This is a genomic window from Streptococcus sp. HMSC057G03 (assembly GCF_001808745.1).
Lineage (GTDB): Bacteria > Bacillota > Bacilli > Lactobacillales > Streptococcaceae > Streptococcus > Streptococcus parasanguinis_Z.
In genome coordinates this window covers 77,919-100,119 of record NZ_KV794426.1, presented here as the reverse complement: position 1 = coordinate 100,119, position 22,201 = coordinate 77,919, and the positions used below count along the sequence as shown (strand labels likewise).

The 22,201-nt window shown below is 41.1% G+C and carries 19 protein-coding genes; 3 read left to right on the top strand and 16 right to left on the bottom strand.

All coding sequences use genetic code 11. The annotated features are described in order from the left end of the window. Positions 1-117: 117 nt before the first annotated feature. The 5 genes from HMPREF2686_RS06705 to HMPREF2686_RS06685 all read right to left on the bottom strand — a co-directional run bounded on the left by HMPREF2686_RS06705 (position 118) and on the right by HMPREF2686_RS06685 (position 6,618). On the bottom strand, positions 118-1,044 hold the full coding sequence (locus HMPREF2686_RS06705) for an ATP-binding cassette domain-containing protein (protein ID WP_003010296.1): 927 nt from the start codon (positions 1,042-1,044) through the stop codon (positions 118-120). A 10-nt stretch (positions 1,045-1,054) separates the two neighbouring features. Then, the gene (locus tag HMPREF2686_RS06700; RefSeq protein WP_049505885.1) at positions 1,055-2,122 is read right to left on the bottom strand and encodes an ABC transporter ATP-binding protein; all 1,068 of its coding nucleotides are present in this window, start codon (positions 2,120-2,122) and stop codon (positions 1,055-1,057) included. Positions 2,123-2,133: 11 nt separating this feature from the next. Next, complete coding sequence (oppC, locus tag HMPREF2686_RS06695; protein ID WP_049475082.1) at positions 2,134-3,060, bottom strand: oligopeptide ABC transporter permease OppC; 927 nt, start codon at positions 3,058-3,060, stop codon at positions 2,134-2,136. Next, positions 3,060-4,559: an ABC transporter permease gene (locus HMPREF2686_RS06690; RefSeq protein WP_021154493.1), complete on the bottom strand. Its 1,500-nt coding sequence runs from the start codon at positions 4,557-4,559 to the stop codon at positions 3,060-3,062. Before HMPREF2686_RS06690 ends, oppC begins: the two co-directional genes overlap by 1 nt. Positions 4,560-4,632: 73 nt before the next feature. Then, positions 4,633-6,618, bottom strand: coding sequence for a peptide ABC transporter substrate-binding protein (locus HMPREF2686_RS06685; RefSeq protein ID WP_070449855.1), 1,986 nt, complete (start codon positions 6,616-6,618; stop codon positions 4,633-4,635). A 205-nt stretch (positions 6,619-6,823) separates the two neighbouring features. Between HMPREF2686_RS06685 and HMPREF2686_RS06680 the strand changes: the two genes are divergently transcribed. After that, positions 6,824-8,065, top strand: a complete 1,242-nt coding sequence (locus tag HMPREF2686_RS06680) for a serine hydrolase (protein ID WP_070449852.1) — start codon at positions 6,824-6,826, stop codon at positions 8,063-8,065. 58 nt (positions 8,066-8,123) lie between these two features. On the opposite strand, the gene sufB is transcribed toward HMPREF2686_RS06680, so the two are convergent. From sufB to HMPREF2686_RS06635, 9 genes are all read right to left on the bottom strand, one after another. Continuing rightward, positions 8,124-9,536 carry a Fe-S cluster assembly protein SufB gene (sufB, locus tag HMPREF2686_RS06675; protein ID WP_003010279.1) on the bottom strand — a complete coding sequence of 471 codons (1,413 nt, stop codon included), beginning with the start codon at positions 9,534-9,536 and terminating at the stop codon, positions 8,124-8,126. A 32-nt stretch (positions 9,537-9,568) separates the two neighbouring features. Further along, complete coding sequence (gene sufU / locus HMPREF2686_RS06670; protein ID WP_003010276.1) at positions 9,569-10,003, bottom strand: Fe-S cluster assembly sulfur transfer protein SufU; 435 nt, start codon at positions 10,001-10,003, stop codon at positions 9,569-9,571. Then, positions 9,990-11,216, bottom strand: a complete 1,227-nt coding sequence (locus tag HMPREF2686_RS06665) for a cysteine desulfurase (RefSeq protein ID WP_070449849.1) — start codon at positions 11,214-11,216, stop codon at positions 9,990-9,992. Before HMPREF2686_RS06665 ends, sufU begins: the two co-directional genes overlap by 14 nt. Positions 11,217-11,225: 9 nt before the next feature. Further along, positions 11,226-12,488, bottom strand: coding sequence for a Fe-S cluster assembly protein SufD (gene sufD, locus HMPREF2686_RS06660; protein WP_070449846.1), 1,263 nt, complete (start codon positions 12,486-12,488; stop codon positions 11,226-11,228). A gap of 66 nt (positions 12,489-12,554) precedes the next feature. Then, a complete protein-coding gene (gene sufC / locus HMPREF2686_RS06655) occupies positions 12,555-13,325 on the bottom strand; it encodes a Fe-S cluster assembly ATPase SufC (RefSeq protein ID WP_003004238.1) in 771 nt (256 codons plus the stop codon). A 134-nt stretch (positions 13,326-13,459) separates the two neighbouring features. Further along, positions 13,460-14,617, bottom strand: coding sequence for a glycosyltransferase family 4 protein (locus HMPREF2686_RS06650; protein ID WP_070449842.1), 1,158 nt, complete (start codon positions 14,615-14,617; stop codon positions 13,460-13,462). Next, a complete protein-coding gene (gene mecA, locus HMPREF2686_RS06645) occupies positions 14,614-15,351 on the bottom strand; it encodes an adaptor protein MecA (protein WP_003004768.1) in 738 nt (245 codons plus the stop codon). The genes HMPREF2686_RS06650 and mecA overlap by 4 nt, the downstream gene beginning before the upstream one ends. A gap of 135 nt (positions 15,352-15,486) precedes the next feature. Further along, positions 15,487-16,323, bottom strand: a complete 837-nt coding sequence (locus tag HMPREF2686_RS06640; protein ID WP_013904699.1) for an undecaprenyl-diphosphate phosphatase — start codon at positions 16,321-16,323, stop codon at positions 15,487-15,489. 108 nt (positions 16,324-16,431) lie between these two features. Continuing rightward, the gene (locus HMPREF2686_RS06635; RefSeq protein WP_024055091.1) at positions 16,432-18,339 is read right to left on the bottom strand and encodes a DUF2207 domain-containing protein; all 1,908 of its coding nucleotides are present in this window, start codon (positions 18,337-18,339) and stop codon (positions 16,432-16,434) included. A 117-nt stretch (positions 18,340-18,456) separates the two neighbouring features. On the opposite strand from HMPREF2686_RS06635, the gene HMPREF2686_RS06630 reads away from it, so the two are divergent. Both HMPREF2686_RS06630 and HMPREF2686_RS06625 read left to right on the top strand, forming a co-directional pair. Continuing rightward, complete coding sequence (locus HMPREF2686_RS06630; RefSeq protein WP_070449839.1) at positions 18,457-20,019, top strand: ABC transporter substrate-binding protein/permease; 1,563 nt, start codon at positions 18,457-18,459, stop codon at positions 20,017-20,019. Continuing rightward, positions 20,019-20,759, top strand: coding sequence for an amino acid ABC transporter ATP-binding protein (locus tag HMPREF2686_RS06625; protein WP_003010256.1), 741 nt, complete (start codon positions 20,019-20,021; stop codon positions 20,757-20,759). Before HMPREF2686_RS06630 ends, HMPREF2686_RS06625 begins: the two co-directional genes overlap by 1 nt. A 118-nt stretch (positions 20,760-20,877) precedes the next feature. Here HMPREF2686_RS06625 and HMPREF2686_RS06620 read toward each other — a convergent pair whose 3' ends face one another. Further along, a complete protein-coding gene (locus HMPREF2686_RS06620; RefSeq protein ID WP_003004771.1) occupies positions 20,878-21,093 on the bottom strand; it encodes a capsule biosynthesis transcriptional regulator in 216 nt (71 codons plus the stop codon). 108 nt (positions 21,094-21,201) lie between these two features. Continuing rightward, positions 21,202-22,095 carry an SPFH domain-containing protein gene (locus HMPREF2686_RS06615; RefSeq protein ID WP_003010253.1) on the bottom strand — a complete coding sequence of 298 codons (894 nt, stop codon included), beginning with the start codon at positions 22,093-22,095 and terminating at the stop codon, positions 21,202-21,204. Positions 22,096-22,201: the final 106 nt, after the last annotated feature.

The window sequence follows — 22,201 nt, the reverse complement described above, 5'->3', positions numbered from 1 at the left end:
CGCGCGACAACTATATTAGTATATCATGACCTTCTCTTACTGTCAACACTTTTTTTCAAAAAAATTTATTTTTTTGAAAGTTTTTTTGAAAAAAATAAAATAGAGAGGAATGCCTCTCTATTTATATTCTTGTCTGTATTTGTTTTCTTCAGCTTTGTTAGCCCATACATAATGACCTGGTTTAATTTCAACCATTTGTGGTTTATCTTCAGAATAATCATGTTGTTCTGGATCGTAGATTTTTAGAACTTTTTTACGTTCTAGAATTGGATCTGGAATTGGGACCGCTGAAAGTAGGGATTGGGTGTATGGATGGATTGGGTGGTTAAATAGCTCTTCAGTTTCTGCTACTTCTACAATAACCCCTTTATAGATAACTGCAATACGGTCAGAAATGAAGCGCACAACTGACAAGTCATGGGCGATAAAGAGATAGGTCAAGCCTAATTCTCTTTGGAATTTTTTCAAAAGGTTCAAGACCTGTGCACGTACTGAAACGTCAAGAGCTGAGATTGGTTCATCCGCAATGACAAATTCTGGTTCCATGACAAGTGCACGGGCAATACCGATCCGTTGACGTTGACCACCTGAGAATTCGTGAGGATAACGTGTCAAATGTTCTGCTAGAAGCCCAACTTCATGCATAATATTTTTTACTTTTTCCTGACGTTCTTCTTCGCTGTTAAACAAATGGTGGTTGATCAAACCTTCAGAGATAATATAATCAACTGTTGCACGTTCATTCAAACTTGCTGCTGGGTCTTGGAAGATCATTTGAATTTTACGGATCAACTCTGATTTTTCACTATGAGAGTTTTTTCCGTTGATCTTGCGACCGTCATAAATAATTTCTCCAGCACTTGTATCATTCAAACCGATGATCGCACGCCCAATTGTTGTCTTACCACTTCCTGATTCACCAACAAGAGAGAAAGTTTCTCCCTTATTAATGAAAAAGTTGGCGTTCTTTACAGCAACGAATTTTTTACTTCCTTCACCGAAGGAAATTTCTAAATCTTTAATTTCAACTAATTTTTCAGTCATTTCCTTCCTCCTATTCTGTAATGTGAGTGAAGCCCATTTTTGAGCCAATCTTTTCGTGAAGGTTATCGATTACTTCTGGTTTATGAACTTTTGGTGCATCTGGATGGAGCAACCAGGTCTTAGCCCAGTGAGTATCTGTAACTTTAAAGGCGGGTGCTTCTTCTTCAAAATCAATTTGCATCGCATAGTCTGAACGAAGAGCAAACGCATCTCCTTTGATTGGAGCATACAATGATGGTGGAGTCCCTGGAATAGAATAAAGATCACCATCTGAGGTTGACAATTGAGGCAAGCTTGAAAGCAAACTCCATGTGTATGGATGTTTTGGATCATAGAAAATTTCTTCTACTTTACCAAACTCAACGATTTCTCCAGCATACATAACGGCTACTTTATCAGCAATACTTGCAACCACACCTAAGTCGTGGGTGATAAAGATAACTGTAAATTGGTATTCTTTTTGAAGGGATTTCAACAAATCAATGATTTGCGCTTGAATGGTTACGTCAAGAGCTGTTGTAGGTTCGTCACAGATCAAGATATCTGGACGGCAGGCCAAGGCAATCGCAATAACGATCCGTTGGCGCATCCCACCTGAATATTGGAATGGATATTCGTCAAAACGACGTTCAGCATCCGGAATTCCAACTTTCTCCATATAGTCCAAAGCCATTTCTCTAGCTTCTTTAGCTGTTTTCCCTTGGTGTTTGATAATGACTTCAGTAATTTGTGAACCAATTGTATTGATTGGGTCCAAACTTGTCATTGGGTCTTGGAAAATTGTAGCGATTTTAGAACCACGAATATTTTCCCAATCTTTATTGGATGCCAAATCCGTCAATTCTTGGCCACGGTACTTAATCGAACCTTGAGCAATACGGCCGTTATCTTCTAACATTCCGGTGAATGTTTTTGTCAAAACTGATTTTCCTGAACCTGACTCACCAACCAAGGCAAGAACTTCACCTTCTACTAGCTCAAGCGATACGCCACGAATAGCTGTCAATACGCGATCGCGCACGTCAAATTCCACTACGATATCTTGAGCAGATAAAATAATATTGTTATTTGATGTCATATCTACTCCTCCTATCTATGTGTACGTGGGTCGCTGGCATCGGCCAAGTTTTGTCCGACGATAAAGAATGACAAGGATACTAAAATCAAAACAGTAAGCGGAATCCAGAATAGGTAAGCATTTGTAGTTACGTTTTGAGAATAGTCAGAAATCAACCGTCCCAAACTTGGAACTGTGATTGGAAGACCAAGTCCGAAGAAGGAAAGGAAGGCTTCGTAAGAAATAAAGCTTGGAAGCAACTGTGATGTTTGTGTCACGATAACAGATACCAATTGAGGCAAAATGTTTTTCGTAACAATTTTCAAAGTTGGTGTTCCTAATGTTCGGCTGGCAAGGTTGTACTCCAAATCACGGTAACGCATGATTTGGACACGAATGGTATAAGCAATTCCGATCCATCCGGTTAAGGACATGGCAAGAATCAAGTTCCAGAAACCAGATCCCATTGAGTAAGTCAAGACGATAACGATCAACATAAATGGAATGTTTGAAATAACGTTATAAACTTCCATCATGATACGGTCGATAGATTTTGAGATCCCCCAAATTCCGCCTACGATGACTCCGACAACCACGTTAATAACAGTGGCGATGAAGGAAATGATAATTGAATTCCGAGCACCAAACCAAACTCCATCAAAGAGGGATTTACCGTTATTATCTGTACCAAATAGTGCTTTCCCACTTGGTGGATTCAAACGTGCTGAAAAGTCATTTACCTTACTTACGTCGTTGTAATCAAAATTTGAAAACATCGGGTAGACAAAACTCATCAAGAGAATCCCAATCAAAATAGCAAGCATAATGATCGTGGTTCTTTTTTTCAAGAATTGTCTGAATACAGATTTCCAGTATGAATACGCTGGAGCATCGATTACTTCAGAGGCAAAGTCATCGCGTTTTACAAACTGAAATTTATTTTTATCGATTGTAGCCATTATTTGCCTCCTTTCGTATTCGTTAATTTAATCCGTGGATCAAGCACTGTCATCAAGATATCACCTAACATGGCAGCAAAGATACCAAGTGATGTGAAGATGAAGACAAGTCCGATGACCATGGTGTTGTTTGATGCTTTAATAGAGTCAATCAACATTTTACCCATACCTGGGAAAGCGAAGACTGTTTCAGTAAGTGTCGCACCTGAGATAACTCCAATGATAGAACCTGGAATACCAGATACCAATGGAACCATCGCATTTTTGAAGATGTGTTTTCTTGAGATCTCACGTTCTGACAATCCTTTTGAACGAGCAAAACGGACGAAATCTTGCGAGTGGATATCGATCATGTAACGACGAATCCAAACTGCGATAAATGGCGCACTCAACAAACCAAGAATCAGAGATGGCAATACATATGAACGCCAATCCTGTGCTCCAAGTACTGGGAATGAGTCTGGAAGTCCAACAAATGAACCTGCTAGACGCACAATGTAAACAAGGGCAATAGTTGGAAGAGACATCATAAATGTCAAGGTTGCTGTTGAGATACTATCAAACCATGAGTTCTTGAACAGCGCCATGTATGATCCTAATGGGATCGCAATCAAGTAAGCAATCGCAATACCAATCAAACCAATGATTGAAGAAGATGCAATCATGGATGGATTCTCATAGTTGCTCAACGTTGCTGTATAAGCGTCCCCTTTACCAAATCGACTGATGTCTTGTGAGTCTGCCTTACTTGGTGATTTGTAGGTACGTGAGTAGATATCGATGGAAGATGTCTTTTTACCTGTTGGGAAGTTCACTTCACTCTTCTTAGTTGTTCCTTGTCCTTGTGTAATAACTTGAAGAACAGGGGTATTTGAATAAGTTGGATATGAATTTCCAAGGTTTAAGGTCACAAAGTTTTGGTGTACATATGGGAATTGACCATTAAAGTACAAGAGGTATTTGTGTTTCGTACCAGAACCTACAACTGACCAACCAATAGATGGATCATTTTCAATACGGATATAGCGTTTAAGATTTGGATTTGAGGCATCTTTCACCCAACCTGGATGATCAAATTGAATCAAATTTGCATAGAAACTGATGACACGTTCAAAAACCGGAATTTCACGCACCGCATAAAAAGACTTACTTTCTGGGAAACGTTTCAACTGCCAACCATGACCTAATTTGTTAATGTATTCTTTATAGATCTTTTCATTAGCAGTAGTCGCATCAACTGTTACAGAAGAATCTTCTTTACTTGCTTTTTGTTGCAAGCTCTTTGAATCCATGTATTCCAAATAACCCATGCGATCGTAGACAGTATTTTCGTAGTTGATCTTCGAATCTTTTGTCTTCGCTACTTTATTGTAGTTAGGGTCATTTTTAAAGATGAGATTTCTCGGTGTTAGCGTATAGATAATCATGTAGGTTAATGTCGTGACGAGAAAGATCGACACTAACGAACGCAAAATACGCATAAAAACATATTTTTTCATATTTCATTCCTTTAATGTCCAAAAGAACTTTCTCCCCTAGAAGAGAAAGTTCTAATGAAAAGCAATAATTTAATTATTTAACGTGTTTTTCAAGATCTTGTTGAGCTTTTTTGTTTGACTCAGCTTTTTCTTTTTGCCATTTTTCACGTGCTTGTTCGTATTGTTTCTTAGTGACAGGTTCATCCTGAACTTCAACATATTTGAAGTATGCTGATCCTTTGTTACCTGTTTGAGATGATGGGCCAGAGAATGGAACTACTTTGGAAACAACAGTTGCTGCACCTGTACTTGACATTGTAGGAATTACCAAGGCACTGTCACTCAACCAAGCTTGAGCAGCTGCGTATTTTTCATAACGTTTAGCTACATCAAGTGATTCGCTATTAGCGTCTGCAAGAAGTTTTGCATACTCATCCAAGCCAACTGCTTTGGCTGAAGCATTATCTACACCACCTGCAAAACCAAGGTAGACTTTTGTTTGGTCTTCTGATGATGGTTGAAGAGTATCAAGGTAAGTTGATGGATCATCATAGTCTGGGTTCCATCCAACCAATCCTTGAAGATCCCAATCTGCATCTGCAGCTGATGGAACATTCAATGTGATGTTCAACACTTCGTCTGAGTCCATCATTTGAAGGTCAAGAACGACATTGTCTTTACCAAGAGTATCTTCCACTGTTTGTTTCAATGATTGCATCCGTGAAACAAAGTTTGTAGAGTTTTGTGCTACTGGTACGTCAATATGAATTGGGAATTGAACGCCATCTTTTTGAAGTTCAGCTTTTGCTTTTTCAAGTTGTGCTTTTGCTTTGTCTTTGTTGTAAAGACCATCTTGACCATCTGCTAGGTTGACACCTTTCCATTGATCACCATATGTGCTCAATTTATCTGCAACCACATCTCCAAAGTCTTTTCCATTTACTTGCACAAAGGCTGGAGCTGTGTAGGTGTTACGGATAGCTGGTTTAGCAAATGCTTTACTATTTACTTGTGCTGAGTAGTTTTCACGATTCAAGGCAAAGGTGATAGCTTGACGGAAATCTTTGTTCAAGATTGCTTTCTTAGTCGCAGTCTTTTCAGCATCTGATTTCTTAGCAGTGTGTTTGTATGATTGACGGTCAATGTTGAAACCAAGAACCGCTACCCCTGAACCAGCCGGTGTATTATAGATGTTGTCTTTGTATTTTTTAGATACAGTTGCAAAGTTTGAACTTGCTGGGAATAGACGAGCGACTGTATAAGCACCATCAGAGAAACCACGCGCCAATGAATCTTGGTCTGATCCATCATAATAAGTGAATTTCACTTCTTTAAGGTGAACGTTTTTCTTATCCCAGTAGTTGTCATTCTTTTCAAATACAACAGATGATTTTGAAGTGATTGATTTAAGAAGGAAAGGTCCGTTTGCAAGGATTGATTTCACATCGTTTGGTTGACCAAAATCATCTCCCTTACTCTTCAAGAAATCTGTGCTAATTGGGAACAAGATTCCGTTTGTTGTTTTAGAGTTCCAGAAAGTTTCTGGTTTGTTCAATGTGTACTGAAGTGTGTAATCGTCTACAGCTTTGACACCAACTTGGCTGAAGTCTGTGATTTTCCCTTGGACATAATCATCCAAGCCTTTGACAGAACCTTGAACAAGTGAAAGGGTTTCAGATTTTTTATCAGCAGCGTGTTTCAAACCAGTCACGAAGTCTTTAGCAGTCACTTCGCCATGTTCTTCACCATCTGCATCGTACCATTTAACACCCTTACGAATCTTGTAGGTATAAGTCAAACCATCTTTTGAAACAGACCAATCTTCCGCAAGTGATGGTACGAGATTACCATACTTGTCATTTGCCATCAAACCATCTACGACGTTTGTAGTGATATCATGTGTAGCAGCTTTAGAAGACACAGTGTAGTCCAAAGTTTGAGGATCATCTGTGTAGATATAACCATAGTTTTTGTCTTCGCCTGAGCTTGCTTTACTAGTATTAGAACCAGAACATGCAGCTAACAATCCAGCTGCAAGGAGTGTTACTCCGGCAACTGCGAATACTTTACCTTTTTTCATAGGAATTCTCCAATAGTTTTTTTAGATTTGTTTAAGATTATATCACAAGTAGAAAAAAAAGTAAACTAAATTTTCTGAATATTTGCTTCAATCCCATCCAAAAACCTTGCTATGATTGACTTTTTAGCCTAATTGATGATTTTACGATTTTCCATTAATCATTTGTATGATACAATAGAGAGGACTAAGCAACGAGGAAACAACTGTGAAAAAATTCTTTCTTTCTTTTTTAACCTTCATCCTGCTGTTATGCAGTTTACCTTATCATGTCGTTCTAGCAGACGATCTAGATCTTCCTGCTCAAAGTGCTATTGCTGTTGAAGCTGATACAGGTAAAATCTTATATGAAAAGGATTCGGAGAAAAAGCGAGATGTGGGGGGACTATCTACACTCTTGACTACTTATCTGATTTTCGAAGCCATTCATGAAAAAAAACTTTCTCTAAAAGATCCTATCAAATTGTCTGAGAAAGCTCTGGCCTTAAATGATATCGAAGGTGCTGGTACTCTTCCTATGGAAGCGAACCAATATACGGTTGAACAGTTATTGACTGCTCTTTTAGTTGGAAATTCTAGTACTGCTGCCTTGGCCTTAGCTGAGAAAGTGGGGGGCTCTGAGAAAAGCTTCGTTGAAAAAATGAAGCAGAAACTTTCTGAATGGGGCATTCAATCTCCTCATTTAATTAATGCTACCGGATTAAATACTCAAACCATCAGCGGAGATCCTGACGGGAAAGGAGACGAAAATCAATTGAGTGCTTATGATATTGCTGTCATTGCCAAGCACTTACTCCAGGATTTTCCTGAAGTGACCAAATATACTTCAAAACCCACTGCTCTTTTTTCAAACACGCAGATTGAAAACCCCAACCTGATGCTAGAAGGCATGCCGAATTACCGGTCGGGAGTCGACGGCCTTCGGGTCAGCAACTCTACCAAAGGTGGTATCACATTTGCTGCATCAACGACGCAAAATGGCATCCACATGATCACGGTTGTCCTAGGAGTGGAGGCAGTTGACGGTGATCCATATGCACGCTTTGTGGCTACTTCTTCTCTGATGAACTACGTGGTACGAACCTTTGTTTCTTCCATTGTCGTCAAAGAAGGAGATCCCTACGGAAAAAGTAAGGCAACTGTCATGGACGGGAAGTCCGAGACTGTTTTAGCTGTTGCAAAAAAAGACTTCTATATCGTTGAAAAGCAAGGCAGTCAAGCGGAACCAAAAATTCAATTCAAGAGTAACCAAGAATCATTCCGAGCACCTGTCAAATCAGGCACAAATCTTGGAAAATTACACTACACTGATCCAGATAAAATCGGACGTGGCTACTTAGAAGATCAAGAGCCAACGGTCGATATGGTATCGGGAAGAACCATTGAGAAAAGCTTTTTCTTAAAGGTTTGGTGGAATGAATTTGTTCGTTATGTCAACGAAAAGCTATAAGCAAAAAAATCACAATGGAGTCAAATCCATTGTGATTTTATTTTGCTATTAAAACGAATTATCCTACAGATCCTTCCATTTCGTAGCTAATGAGTCGGTTTAACTCAACGGCGTATTCCATTGGAAGTTCTTTTGTAAAGGGCTCTACAAATCCCATGACAATCATTTCTGTCGCTTCTGATTCAGACAAACCACGACTCATCAAATAATACAGTTGTTCTTCTGAGATTTTTGAAACCTTGGCTTCGTGCTCCAAAGCAACTTGTGAGTTGTGGATTTCATTAAATGGAATCGTATCTGATGCAGATAAATCATCCATGATAATGGTGTCACACTCGATGTGAGAAACTGATTTCTTAGAGTTCTTGTTGAAAGTCACTTGTCCACGGTAGTCTACCTTTCCGCCACCCTTCGCGATGGATTTGGATACGATAGACGAGCTAGTGTGAGGGGCATTGTGGATCATCTTGGCACCTGTATCTTGGTGTTGACCTGCATTCGCAAAGGCAATGGACAACATGGTCCCACGCGCTCCTTCTCCATCTAGATAAACAGATGGGTACTTCATGGTTGTCTTCGCTCCTAAGTTCCCGTCGATCCACTCAACTGTAGCATCTTTTTGAGCTTTGGCCCGCTTGGTGACCAAGTTGTAGACATTGTCCGACCAGTTTTGGATGGTCGTGTAACGCATATAAGCACCATCTAAGGCAAAGATCTCAACAATCGCTGCATGCAGGCTATTGCTTGAGTAGGTCGGCGCTGTACAGCCTTCCACATAGTGAACACTTGCTCCCTCATCCACGATAATCAAGGTACGCTCAAACTGACCTGTATTTTCATTGTTGATACGGAAGTAAGTTTGAAGGGGAACGTCTACTTTTACGCCTTTTGGTACATAAATGAAGGTTCCACCAGACCAGACTGCTGAGTTGAGGGCAGCCAATTTGTTATCCGTTGGCGGTACCAACTTCGCAAAATACTGTTTGAAAAGGTCTGGGTATTCTTTTAGGGCAGAATCCGTATCGGTAAAGATAATCCCTAACTTTTCAAACTCTTCTTTCATATTGTGGTAAACCACTTCTGATTCATACTGAGCAGAAGCCCCTGCTAAGTAAGCACGTTCTGCTTCAGGAATCCCGATACGCTCAAAGGTTTCCTTGATTTTCTCTGGAACTTCGTCCCATGAACGGGCAGGTTTATCCGAAGGTTTTTGATAATAGATCAAATCATCAAAGTCAATTTCTGATAGATCGGCTCCCCAGGTTTGCATGGGCATCTTTTTGAAGGTTTCAAAAGATTTCAAACGGAATTCGAGCATCCATTCTGGTTCATTTTTTGCTGCAGACAATTCACGAATAACCGCTTCATTCAATCCCTTCCCGGTAGAGAGAATGGGTTGAACGTCATCGTGAAATCCAAATTTATATTCACCGAGATCAATTGGTTTCGGTTCGACTCTTTCTTCAGCCATAATTTCCTTTCTTTCTCTGTTTCTTCTTTTAATTATTTGCTACGTTCGATCGCTTTTTTAAGAGCATTCCAGGAGAGGGTCGCACATTTAATCCGTTGTGGGAATTTTGAGACTCCAGATAAGAAGGCTGCGTCTCCCAATTCCTCTTGGCGAGGATCTGACTGGCCTTGGACCATTTCTGAAAAAACCTGTGCCAATTCTTCGACTTCCTCTTTTGTTTTTCCCATTACAGCATCTGTCATCATACTAGCTGAAGCCGTTGAGATCGTACAGCCTGAATTCACAAAGGCAATATCTTCCACCCTGTCATTCTCATCAAATTTCACACTTAACTGGATCACATCTCCACAAGTTGGATTGTTGAGTTGGATCTGATCAACATCTTCAATTTGTCCTTGGTGGTGGGGGTGTTTTGAATGATCGGCTACGACCGCCATGTACAGCGAATCTAATTTAGAAAGTGCCATTGAAAAACTCCTTTGCTTTGATCAATGCCTCAATTAATTTATCACAGTCCGCTTTGGTGTTGTAGATATAAAAACTTGCTCTCGTTGTCGCTGGAACTTGTAGGTATTGAAGGAGCGGTTGTGCACAGTGGTGACCTGCACGAACGGCAATCCCTTCATAATCTAATGCTGTTGCTAAGTCATGCGGATGGAGATCTCCTAGATTGAAGGAAATGACGCCAGAACGTTGGGCTAAGTCTTGGGAACCATAGATGGTCAAGCCTTCAATAGCCTGTAATTTTGGAAACACATAGGCAATCAATTCATGCTCATGGGTTTCTACCTGGTCCATTCCCAACTCCTCTAAATAATCGATCGCTGCACCAAGACCAATTGCACCAGCCATATTAGGGGTTCCAGCTTCAAATTTCCAAGGCAATTCCTTCCAAGAGGCAGATTGCTCGTAAACAAAGTCAATCATCTCGCCCCCAAACTCGATCGGAGACATTTGCTCTAAGATTTCTTCCTTCCCATAGAGGACACCAATCCCTGTTGGTGCAGCCATCTTGTGGCCAGAAAAAGCAAAGAAATCCGCATCTAAGTCTTGTACATCAATGGCCATATGAGGGGTTGATTGAGCCCCATCTACGACCATGATCGCTCCAACTTCATGAGCTAATCGAGCAATTTCCTTGATCGGATTGACCACCCCTAAGACATTCGAAGCATGGATGATGGAGACAAATTTTGTCTTCTCACTAAGCTTGCTCTTTAAGTCCTGCATATCCAGTAAGCCATCTTTTAGATAGACATAGACCAGTTTTGCTCCCGTCTTCTTGCAGGCTTGCTGCCAAGGAATGATATTGGAGTGATGTTCCATGATGGAAATCAGGACCTCATCCCCTTCCTTTAGGACTTCTTCTGCGTAGCGGGCTACCCAGTTGAGTCCGGTCGTTGTCCCTCTTGTAAAGAGCACTTCCTTGGTTGATGAAGCATTGATAAATTTTCTGACTTTCTCACGCGCTGCCTCATAGGCTGCTGTCGCTCGTTCAGCCAAAGTATGGACTCCACGATGAACATTGGCGTTATCTTGCAAATAATAGTGATTAACTGCTTCAAGAACACGTTTAGGTTTTTGCGTCGTCGCTGCATTATCTAGATAAACCAAAGGCTCATCGTGAACTAGTTGATCGAGAATGGGAAAATCTTGAGCAATCGTATTTTTATCTAGCATTGTTTCTCCTTAGCGTTGAGATAACTTTTCTTCGATGGTCGCAATCATTTCATCACGTACTTCTTTAACTGGGATTTCAACAATAACAGATCCCAAGAAACCACGCACCACTAAGCGTTCTGCTGTGTGTTGATCCAGACCACGACTCATAAGGTAGTACATATCTTCTGGATCTACCTGACCAATCGATGCAGCATGGCCTGCTGTAACGTCATTTTCATCAATCAAGAGGATTGGGTTAGCATCTGAACGCGCTTGATCCGACAACATCAAGACACGGCTTTCTTGCTGGGCATCTGCTCCTTTAGCCCCCTTGATAATATGACCGATTCCATTGAAGGTCAAGGTTCCTTTTTCAAGAATAACCCCATGTTGTAAGATATTTCCGATCGAGTTGCAACCAAAGTTGGTCACACGTGTGTCAATTCCTTGCACCTGACGACCGCTTGATAAGGCAACGACCTTCAAATCTGCATGACTTCCGTTTCCAACCAAGTCACTGTCAAAGTCTGCAACCACGTTGCCTTCATTCATGACACCGATAGCCCAATCGATGCTAGCATCCTGGCCTAGTTTTCCACGGCGACTAATGTAGGCTGTAACATTTTCACCAAGGCGGTCAATCGCTGCAAATTTCACTTGGGCACCTGAGCGGGCGATCACCTCAACCGTCACATTAGCAGTTGCTTTTTCTGAGCCATCACCTTTTGATTCTAAGCGTTCCAAATAGCTGAACTTACTGTTTTTGCCTGCGATAATCAAGATGTGTTTGTTAAAAGGTACATCACTATCACTATCCTGATAAAAAATCCCTTCAATTGCTTCTGCAATCTCAACATTATCTGGGATATAGAGGATCGCCCCACTATTAAAATAAGCTGTGTGGTAAGCTGCCAGCTTGTCATCATCGTATTTGACCGAAGACATAAAGTAGTCTTCTACCACCTGCGGAATTTCTTCTAGGGCAGAATGGAAATCTGTGAAAAGAACTCCTTGGTCTGCCAAGGCTTGTGGCACCTGTTCAAATACAGTTTGGGTTCCAACTTGGACTAATTTTAAATTTGAATCGAGGGCTGTAAAATCGGGAACATTGGCAGAAGCCTCGCTTTCTGTGATCGTTCCATCCCCAAGATTCCAGCGGTGGAATTTGACGCGTTCAATGGCTGGCAATTCCAACTGATCGATCTTGTCAAAAGCTTTTTTTCGTAAATCTTGCAGCCAGCTTGGCTCAGCATGCAGTTCCGAAAAGAGGGTAATATTTTCAATACTCATTTTTTTCTCCTAATAAAGATACTATCTGTTTGATTTTATGACAACATTAGATCACTTGTCATCAGGTTATAGTTCTTCTTTATAGTCGTAACCGAGTTCTTCTGCGAGTTGAGCATAGCCTTCACGTTCCAAGCGTGCAGCCAATTCCGGTCCACCTGAAAGCACGACACGGCCTTCCATCATCACATGAACGACGTCAGGAGTAATATAGTTCAACAGACGTTGGTAGTGGGTGATGATCATAGCTCCAAAACCTTCACCTCGCATTGCATTAACCCCTTTAGATACGACTTTAAGAGCATCGATATCCAAACCAGAGTCAATTTCGTCCAAAAGGGCAAATGTTGGCTCCAACATCAACAATTGAAGGATTTCATTGCGCTTTTTCTCACCACCTGAGAACCCTTCGTTCAAATAGCGTTCTGCCATTTCTTCTTTCATGTTGAGCAGTTCCATCTTTTCATCCAATTTTTTGATGAAATCACGAATAGAGATCTTCTCGTCCTCTTCTTTACCAGCATTCATGGCTGCACGTAAAAATTCTGCATTGGTAATTCCTGGGATTTCTGAAGGGTATTGCATGGCAAGGAACAAGCCCATCCGTGCACGTTCATCTACTTCCAATTCCAAGATGTTGACACCATCAAACAGAATCTCCCCTTTGGTTACTTCATAATTCGGATTTCCCATAATGGCAGCTGACAGAGTAGATTTCCCTGTTCCGTTTGGTCCCATGATGGCTGCGATCTCACCAGTTTTTAGGGTCAGGTTTACACCTTTTAAAATTTCTTTGCCTTCAATTTCAACGTGAAGGTCTTTAATTTCTAATGTCGACATTGCATTCCCTTTCTTTTTACTTTGAAGTCTAGAAGGTTCTCAAAGCAAAGATCCCTTCATCACAAAGTATTTTTTTACCTTTCAAGTATATCAAAAAAAAGCCTAAATGGCTTTTCTTTTGATTAGAACTATTCTTATTTAGTTTTTTCTTTTCTTTTTTGACGAACTTCCTCCCGGTAGGAAGAATTCCCTATATAGCGCAGAACATTTAACAAAGGACTATGATGTGGCCCCAATACCCCAATCAATTCTGCTAACAACTCTACTCCAAACAAGAGCCCGATCACTAGTAGGACGCCCCCAATGCGACTCGAGATGTTGAGCAAGAGAGAAATCAAGGAGAAAATCATCGAAATTCCATAGATCACAAGTACAGTTCCCCGATGTGTCAAGCCCAGAGAAAGAAGTCGGTGGTGCAAGTGATTGCGATCCGGTTTATAAAATTTTTGACCAGATAGGGTCCGACGGATAATGGCTAAAAAGGTATCTGTAATCGGCACTCCGAGGATAATCATTGGCGTGACTACCGCAACTGCCGTTGCATTTTTCAAGCCTTGCAAGGACAAGACAGAAATCATAAATCCGATAAACAGGGCACCGGTGTCTCCCAGATAGAGAATGGCCGGATGGTAATTAAAGGGAAAGAAGCCAGCGATGGACGCAACCAAGACAAAGATCGTCATGGTCAGAAAGAGATTGGGTACTGGTAGAAAGAAATAGGACACAATCCCCATTGTCACTAGGGAAATAATAGAGACCCCACTCACCAAGCCATCTAATCCATCAATCAGATTGACCGCATTGGTAATGGCAACAATCCAAATCACTGTCAAAAGATAAGAAAGCCACGGTTCAAAATGAAGTAAGGGACCACCAAATGGAATCTTGAAATCATTCAGCCGAAAATCTGTCAAAAACCAGACTAGACTCGCTGCCAGCAGGATACCGATCATCTTTTTCTTGGCTGACAACTCTTTTACATCATCGATCAAGCCTGTGAGAGCGATAATCCATCCTGCGCCTACGATCGGCAAGGTATAGGATAGGTAACTTTTGATTGGTGCGGTGGTGGATGTCAGCATAGGAATAAACACAAGAGTCGCAATTGAAAAAGCAATCACGATAGACAGTCCACCCGCGCTTGGCATGGGCTTGGTATTGATCCGACGCGCATTCGGATAATCTACGGCATCAATCTTAAAGGAGAACAAGCGAACCAAGGGCGTCAATACCAAGGCAATCATAAAAGTTCCAATCAGCACCAGAACAAATTGCAAGGAAAAAGACATCATAAGCTAGCAACTTTCTTCAAATTCTCAATCGCACCAGACACCATTAGTAAGTGACCATGTTCCTGCAGAACAGCTCGTGTCACTTCTGAATCATCCGCATACTCCCGAATGATGGCAAGTAACCAGGTTGGATATTGATTTGGTTGATCCTCTGTATCGATCAAGACGGTTAAATAATAATCAGATCCCATTTTGTATAATTCAGAGGTATCCACTGGAAAGCTGACCGTTTTTGAAAAGGCAACTGCTTGCTGGATATTTGAAAAACGCAAAATGTAATAAATATACTGACTTACTGGTGCTTCAGATGTAGGATCTTGTTCTTGATTGTCCCGCAACTCTTCTTGTTCCAAATGGTGAATAGCTTCTGCATCCCCTTTTGTCTTATCAGAGATGGTTTTTTCCAGGGTTTTGATAAATTCATCTGGCGTCATGCGCGACAACTCTTCCATATCAGGAAGATCTGACAAATCCTCAAAATCCAATTGTTGGTCAATTTTTGATTTGGTAACAAAAACATCCAGTTTATCTGGTTTTGGTGTCACACGAAAACTAAGCATCCCGCTATCCAGGAAGCTTTCTGGCATTTCGAGTTCATCCAAAATGGCGTAGAAAAACTCTTCTGTTTTTTCTTGTGGGACAAGGAAATCAGCAATTTCCATCCCACGTTCTTCTAAGTCTTCTAGTTGGATCGTGATCTTAATAGTTGAATCACTAATTTGCTTCATCTTCATAGCATAACCTCATACTTCTAGTCTTACTATTATACTAAAAAATTGGATAGAATTCAAAAAAAGGATGCATAGAAAAGAGGTCGGGACAAAAGTCTCCAACCTCGAAAAATAATTTGATCAAGTTCAACCGTTCTCTTAGAAAATAACACGGAAGAGTCCATACAATAGCAAGATGGAACCAAGAACAATCCGGTATTTCCCAAAGACGGTGAAATCATGATTTTTCACATAATCTGTCAAGAAGCGGATAGCGTACATGCTGACCACAAAGGCCACTCCCATCGCTACCAGTAGAATAAAGAGTTGCCCCAGTGCTAGTGAATGTCCGCCAAGAGCGAATTTTCCAACCTTTAAGAGGCTAGCGCCAAACATGGCTGGGATCCCTAAATAAAAGGTAAATTCTGTCACCACTGGACGACTAACACCATTGATCAAGCCGCCTACAATCGTAGCACCTGAACGGCTTGTTCCTGGAAATAGCGATAAAACTTGGAAGAGTCCGATATAAAGAGCTGTTCGATAAGGGAGCTTATGCAATTCCGTTACTGCTGGCTCAACCTGTTCTCGTCTTTCCAGATAGATAAAGGCAATCCCGTAGGTGATCAACATAATCGCAACGGAAATCGAATTGTGAAAATGCGCCTCAAACCAATCATCCAATTTAAAAACAAAGACAAGCGGGAGCGTTGCAACCGCAACTTTTGCCCATAATTGCCAGGTCCGACGTACTTCTAGTGGAGATTTACCAGGTTTGAAGGGATACAATTTATCGAAATAAATCACCACAACCGCTAGGATCGCTCCCAATTGGATCACAACATTGAACATCTCCATAAAGGCTGGATCTTGATTTTTAAACTGCACAAAATCCTGTAACAGAATCAAGTGACCTGTACTTGAGATCGGTAACCATTCTGTAATCCCCTCGACAATCCCAAAAAGAACCGCCTTGATTAATTCGATCAGAAACATCTTTTTCTCCTAAACTTACATTTGCTCTATTATATCATAATTCTATGGACTGGACCAGGCCTTCTAAACTAGAAGGGAAAGAGCGACCAAGACCATTCTTAGTGCTACTTAGAAGGCACCAAAGCCTCCTCCGCCTCCTCCGCCAGAGAAACCTCCTCCACTACCAGAGGAAACTGTGAAATGACTAGCTGTCGATGCTGTCGATCCATAAGTAGACATGGCATGACTTGAGTGGGTCACATCATGATAGAACGGGGTGTAAACGAAGGCGTTTAAGGCTTGATTTTCTAAATGAATATTCCGAAGCTTCATGACCTTTGTGACCTGATCAGCTACACCATACAAGGCCGCATAGATCAATAAGCGATTCCATAGGACCAGAGACTGCAACTCTGCATCGTTGAGGTGGGCAATCTCTTTCAACATCCGACCAAAACTATCCCAGTAATAGCGTTGCTCAGCACCCGCAAGATTGACAACACCATCTCGTAGGTAGGCTTTAAAGACACCATTGAAGCGCACTGGCATAAACCAAAGTATGAGGATCCCTATCAAACAAGGAACAGAGAACCAACCCATCCCAAAGATAGCAAAGATTTCTGCTCCAAGAGCGATAAACCAAGCAGCCCAACCAAAGAAGAGACTTCGTCTAGCTTGCGCTTCTTCTTTTGCTTCTAAAGGGCGATAGTAGCTTGGCAAATGGAGATCTTCCACCTTGCGATGAACATCTCGGGCCACTTGGTTGACAGCCGTATCAAAACGAGCCTGAGCCTTACTTCCTAGTGAACGAATCGCATCTTGATCTGCTTTTTTGGCATGTTTGTATACATCATCACTGAATTCATAATTCTCAAAGAGACGGTTAACAGGACAGGAAACTTGATCCCCAAAAGCCATATTCATAAAGGAGCGTTCAAAATCATCCACATGTCCATGAGACTTTCTGGTCAAAACGACTTCATTTCCTTGTTGCTCGTAGACAATCACTCCACGATCCATCAGATCCAGCAAAGTAGCTTGAAGCATTTTTTCAAATGTGAATACTGGCGGAGTCGCCTTCTCTTTATTGGTTGGGGAAGCCTCGTCTAATTCGGCTGAATAAACAACCGAGCTCATAACAAGAGGTGCAATATCCTGTGGAATCTCATAAAGACGAGTATCAGTCGGATAAGTCACACCAGGCCAAATCATTTTTTTGAACCGTTTGCGACCCAAGAGAGAAAGAAGCCAGAGTGCAATAATGAAGGCTGGCAAGATCCAGTTCCAAAACATGCGTGTCCAGTATTTTTCCTGTTCAATTTTAGCTTGGTTCTTGTGAAATTCATCCAATTTGGTCAATCCTGTATTTCGACCAGAATCATATAAGGTAGTTAGGTCTGACTTCAACCAGTAACCATACAACTCCACAGCCTTTCCTTTACCTAGGTTATAGAAAGTAGCAGAATAGATTCCATCTTCTTTCTTTACAGTCACATCCGGTCCCATAAAGGCTGTATGGATATACAGTTCCGATTGGGCATTAGCTGGTGCAAACTTAGGAATAACACGAAATTGAACCTCGTCCACCTTCTGATCACCATCTGTGATCGGTTTCCAGTTCAACTCCAAGATATCCTTGTGTGAATAGAGGAGATTTTTTAATTTCCATGTGACTTTTATTTTGACTGTATCTTGCGCTACACCACTGTTATAAATTTTCACTCGGTAGCCATCACCTAGATTCGTAATCTCGGGTTCTCTTTGAAGCTCACGACCTTCCACCTCAACCTTTGGCGGTATCTCAATTGCAAAGCCTTGTGGCATGTTCCCTGCCGTTCCTAGGCTAACATACTGCCCTCTATAAGAATCTTTGAAATAATAAACCAGTTCTTCCTCATAGGTGGCGTCGTCCCAGGTGTCCAAGGTCAAGGTTCCACCATAGTAAAGTACATCATAAGATGGGCTAGATGCATGGACGTTCTGACTAACAAAAAGGCAGGCCAGAAAGGCGAAAATAACATACAAATACTTTTTCATTTGATCATGCTCCTTTGTATTATTATAGCATTTTTTAAATAAAAAGAGGACCATGTTTGAAATGCAGCCTATTTTACTGTACAATAGGAGAAGTTAAAATAAGGAAGAGGAGAAAAAATGAAAAAAACATTATTCGCGCTCTTAACAGGGCTTTTCATTTGCCTGGGGATCACACAGGTTGTTCATGCAGATGACTATTTACGAATCGGAATGGAAGCAGCCTACGCTCCTTTCAACTGGACCCAAGAAGATGATGCAAATGGAGCTGTTAAAATTGACGGTACCAATCAATATGCCAATGGGTACGATGTCCAAATCGCCAAAAAAGTTGCTGAGGAGTTAGGTAAAAAACCTCTGATCGTAAAAACATCTTGGAACGGTTTAATTCCAGCCCTCACTTCTGGTAAAATCGATATGATTATCGCTGGGATGAGTCCCACTGCTGAACGTAAAAAAGAGGTCGCCTTCTCTAATAGCTACTATACCAGCGAGCCAGTCATGCTGGTCCGCAGAGACGGAAACTATGCAAATGCTACTACCTTAGATGACTTTAAGGATGCAAAGGTCACCTCTCAACAAGGGGTCTACCTCTATTCTCTCATTTCCCAACTCAAGGGTGCGAAACAAGAAACTGCAATGGGTGATTTTGCCCAGATGCGTCAAGCTTTAGAATCGGGTGTTATTGATGCCTATGTTTCTGAACGTCCCGAAGCCCTAACCGCCGAGTCCGCTAATTCTAAATTTAAGATGATTCAATTCAAAAAAGGATTTGAAGTTGGGGAAGAAGATGCGACGATCGCTATCGGGATGAAGAAGGGTGACACTAGAATTGACCAAGTCAATGCCGCACTAGCTAAGATTTCGTCTGAAGACCAAGTCAAACTCATGGATGATATGATTAAGAAGCAACCAGCTTCCAGTGATGCTAGTGATGATAAGCAGACATTCTTTAGCCAAATGATGAAGATTTTAAAGGATAATGGCCCACAGTTCTTACGGGGAACTGGAATGACCCTCTTAATCTCTATGACTGGAACTATCGCTGGGTTGATTATCGGTTTGTTAATCGGTGTCTTCCGGACAGCTCCGAAGGCTAAAAATAAATTCCTTGCTGGATGCCAAACTGCCTTTGGTTGGTTCCTCAATGTCTACATTGAAGTCTTCCGTGGAACTCCGATGATCGTTCAATCCATGGTCATTTTCTACGGTTCCGCCCAAGCCTTCAACATTTCCTTGGATCGTACCTGGGCCGCCATCTTTATCGTATCAATCAATACCGGAGCTTATATGAGTGAGATTGTTCGTGGTGGGATCTTAGCAGTGGATCCAGGTCAGTTTGAAGCAGCGACTGCTCTAGGAATGACCCATGGACAAACCATGCGCAAGGTCGTCCTTCCACAGGTTGTTCGCAATATCTTACCAGCAACAGGGAATGAATTCGTTATTAACATCAAGGATACATCTGTTTTGAATGTTATCTCTGTAGTTGAACTGTACTTTACAGGAAATACGGTCGCAACTCAAAACTACCAATACTTCCCAACCTTTACGATCATCGCTGTGATTTACTTCGTTCTCACCTTTACCATCACACGAATTCTTCGCTACATCGAACGTCGCTTAGATTCTGATACTTATACTACAGGTGCCAATCAAATGCAAGTCAATGAGGTGAAATAATGGCAGAAAAAATTCTTGAAATCCAACATTTAAAAAAATCTTATGGTCAAAATGAGGTTTTGAAAGATATTTCCCTTACGGTTGAAAAAGGAGAGGTGATCTCCATCATCGGGAGCTCTGGTAGCGGAAAATCAACCTTCCTTCGCTCCATCAATCTTCTAGAGACTCCTACAGCTGGAGAGATTCTCTATCGTGGACAAAATGTTCTTGATCCTGAGTATGATCTTACCCACTACCGCGAGAAATTAGGGATGGTTTTCCAAAGCTTTAATCTCTTCGAAAATTTAAACGTCTTGGAAAATACGATCGTTGCACAAACAACCGTCCTCAAGCGCGATCGTGAAACTGCAGAGAAAGTTGCTAAAGAAAACCTTGAAAAAGTCGGTATGGGATCTCAATATTGGGCTGCCCGTCCGAAACAACTTTCAGGTGGTCAAAAGCAACGGGTCGCCATCGCACGGGCCCTCTCAATGGATCCTGATGCCATTCTCTTCGATGAACCGACTTCTGCCCTAGACCCAGAAATGGTTGGGGAAGTCTTGAAAATCATGCAGGACCTTGCAAAAGAAGGACTCACCATGATTGTCGTCACCCACGAAATGGAATTTGCCCGCGATGTCTCTAGCCGGGTCATCTTCATGGACAAGGGTGTCATCGCTGAGCAAGGAGATCCAAAAGAAATCTTTAGCAATCCAAAAGAAGAACGGACCAAGGAATTCCTTCAACGCTTCTTACATTAATCTCTTGAAACAGTTTGTTTACCGCTATGGAAGCAAGCTGTTTTTTGTACCGCTTCTGCTTTTGAGGCATAGAAAAAACCAGAGAGCAAACTCTCTGGTTTTCAATTGGAACAACAAATTAATCTTCAAATTTTTGATGATTTTTGTCATAAAAATCAATCAATCCAAGTGCAGTTTCAAACGAGATATTCTTTACTTTTGCACGTCCTTGAGCCAAGGCAATGATAGACATTTCACGGGCATTTGTTTCTTTACTGATACGATACCCTGTAATTTTCTTATCGCGTACCCAACCAACAACTGATTCTACTTTTTCAAAGTTCGATTTAGCCATGATCTTTCTCCTATATTATTATTTCCAATACTAATATAAATTTTTTTGCACATTTTGTCAACTAAAATCGCTGAAAATACGAACCTTTTTTAAAAAATGATAAAAAGTTTACTTTGCTTTCAAGGCTGATAATATTTGTGTACGAATGTTTTCGACACCATCCGGGTTTGCTGGTAGGAAAATCGTATTATTCCCTTCTTTATCTGCAAAATTATTTAAGGTATCTAAGTACTGGTTGGTTAAGAGAATAGACATGATTTGTTCTTCCGTCAAGTCTACATTCGCACCTTTTAACTCTTTAATAGAGTCTGCCAATCCATCGACAATGGCCTTCCGTTGCTCGGCAATACCAACCCCGTGCAAACGGTCTTTTTCCGCCTCAGCTTCAGCAGCAGTAACGATCTTGATCTTGTCTGCTTCTGCCAATTCCTGAGCTGCCACGCGTTTTCTTTGCGCCGCATTGATCTCGTTCATGGATTGTTTCACTTCGGCATCTGGCTCAACTTTGGTGATCAAGGTTTTAACAATAATATATCCATAAGTTGACATTTCTTCTGCCACTTGTTTTTGAACTTCAAGAGCGATTTCATCTTTTTTCTCAAATAATTCATCCAAGGTCAACTTAGGTACAGAAGAGCGCAAAGCATCTTCAATGTATGATTTAATCTGTGATTCTGGACGCATGAGTTTGTAGTAGGCATCCTTTACGTTGCTTTCGTTCACTCGGTATTGTGTCGCCACATTCATGGTAACGAATACGTTATCCTGAGTTTTTGTTTCAACCACGATCTCACTCTGCAAGACGCGCAATTGAACTCGTGCGGCAATTTTATCGATGCCAAAAGGCGCTCGCATATGAATGCCACTATCGCTAATCTTTTGATAACGTCCGAAACGCTCGATGATGGCAACAGATTGTTGCTTGACCACATATAGTGAGCTAATCACAATGAATCCTGCAACCATTAGCAAGAATAAAATAAAGATAAAAAATCCAGGCATAAAAAATTCCTCCTTTTAATTTACGCATATCATATCACAAGTCTTCATAAAAAAGCAATATATTCCATAAAAATATATTGCTTAAATAGTCGATTATTTCTGCATG

Excerpts from the sequence above, each read along its gene's own strand:
- HMPREF2686_RS06705 (WP_003010296.1), bottom strand. The coding sequence starts at position 1,044 with ATGACTGAAAAATTAGTTGAAATTAAAGATTTAGAAATTTCCTTCGGT.
- HMPREF2686_RS06700 (WP_049505885.1), bottom strand. The coding sequence starts at position 2,122 with ATGACATCAAATAACAATATTATTTTATCTGCTCAAGATATCGTAGTG.
- oppC (WP_049475082.1), bottom strand. The coding sequence starts at position 3,060 with ATGGCTACAATCGATAAAAATAAATTTCAGTTTGTAAAACGCGATGAC.
- HMPREF2686_RS06690 (WP_021154493.1), bottom strand. The coding sequence starts at position 4,559 with ATGAAAAAATATGTTTTTATGCGTATTTTGCGTTCGTTAGTGTCGATC.
- HMPREF2686_RS06685 (WP_070449855.1), bottom strand. The coding sequence starts at position 6,618 with ATGAAAAAAGGTAAAGTATTCGCAGTTGCCGGAGTAACACTCCTTGCA.
- sufB (WP_003010279.1), bottom strand. The coding sequence starts at position 9,536 with ATGGCTGAAGAAAGAGTCGAACCGAAACCAATTGATCTCGGTGAATAT.
- sufU (WP_003010276.1), bottom strand. The coding sequence starts at position 10,003 with ATGGCACTTTCTAAATTAGATTCGCTGTACATGGCGGTCGTAGCCGAT.
- HMPREF2686_RS06665 (WP_070449849.1), bottom strand. The coding sequence starts at position 11,216 with ATGCTAGATAAAAATACGATTGCTCAAGATTTTCCCATTCTCGATCAA.
- sufD (WP_070449846.1), bottom strand. The coding sequence starts at position 12,488 with ATGAGTATTGAAAATATTACCCTCTTTTCGGAACTGCATGCTGAGCCA.
- sufC (WP_003004238.1), bottom strand. The coding sequence starts at position 13,325 with ATGTCGACATTAGAAATTAAAGACCTTCACGTTGAAATTGAAGGCAAA.
- HMPREF2686_RS06650 (WP_070449842.1), bottom strand. The coding sequence starts at position 14,617 with ATGATGTCTTTTTCCTTGCAATTTGTTCTGGTGCTGATTGGAACTTTT.
- mecA (WP_003004768.1), bottom strand. The coding sequence starts at position 15,351 with ATGAAGATGAAGCAAATTAGTGATTCAACTATTAAGATCACGATCCAA.
- HMPREF2686_RS06640 (WP_013904699.1), bottom strand. The coding sequence starts at position 16,323 with ATGTTTCTGATCGAATTAATCAAGGCGGTTCTTTTTGGGATTGTCGAG.
- HMPREF2686_RS06635 (WP_024055091.1), bottom strand. The coding sequence starts at position 18,339 with ATGAAAAAGTATTTGTATGTTATTTTCGCCTTTCTGGCCTGCCTTTTT.
- HMPREF2686_RS06630 (WP_070449839.1), top strand. The coding sequence starts at position 18,457 with ATGAAAAAAACATTATTCGCGCTCTTAACAGGGCTTTTCATTTGCCTG.
- HMPREF2686_RS06625 (WP_003010256.1), top strand. The coding sequence starts at position 20,019 with ATGGCAGAAAAAATTCTTGAAATCCAACATTTAAAAAAATCTTATGGT.
- HMPREF2686_RS06620 (WP_003004771.1), bottom strand. The coding sequence starts at position 21,093 with ATGGCTAAATCGAACTTTGAAAAAGTAGAATCAGTTGTTGGTTGGGTA.
- HMPREF2686_RS06615 (WP_003010253.1), bottom strand. The coding sequence starts at position 22,095 with ATGCCTGGATTTTTTATCTTTATTTTATTCTTGCTAATGGTTGCAGGA.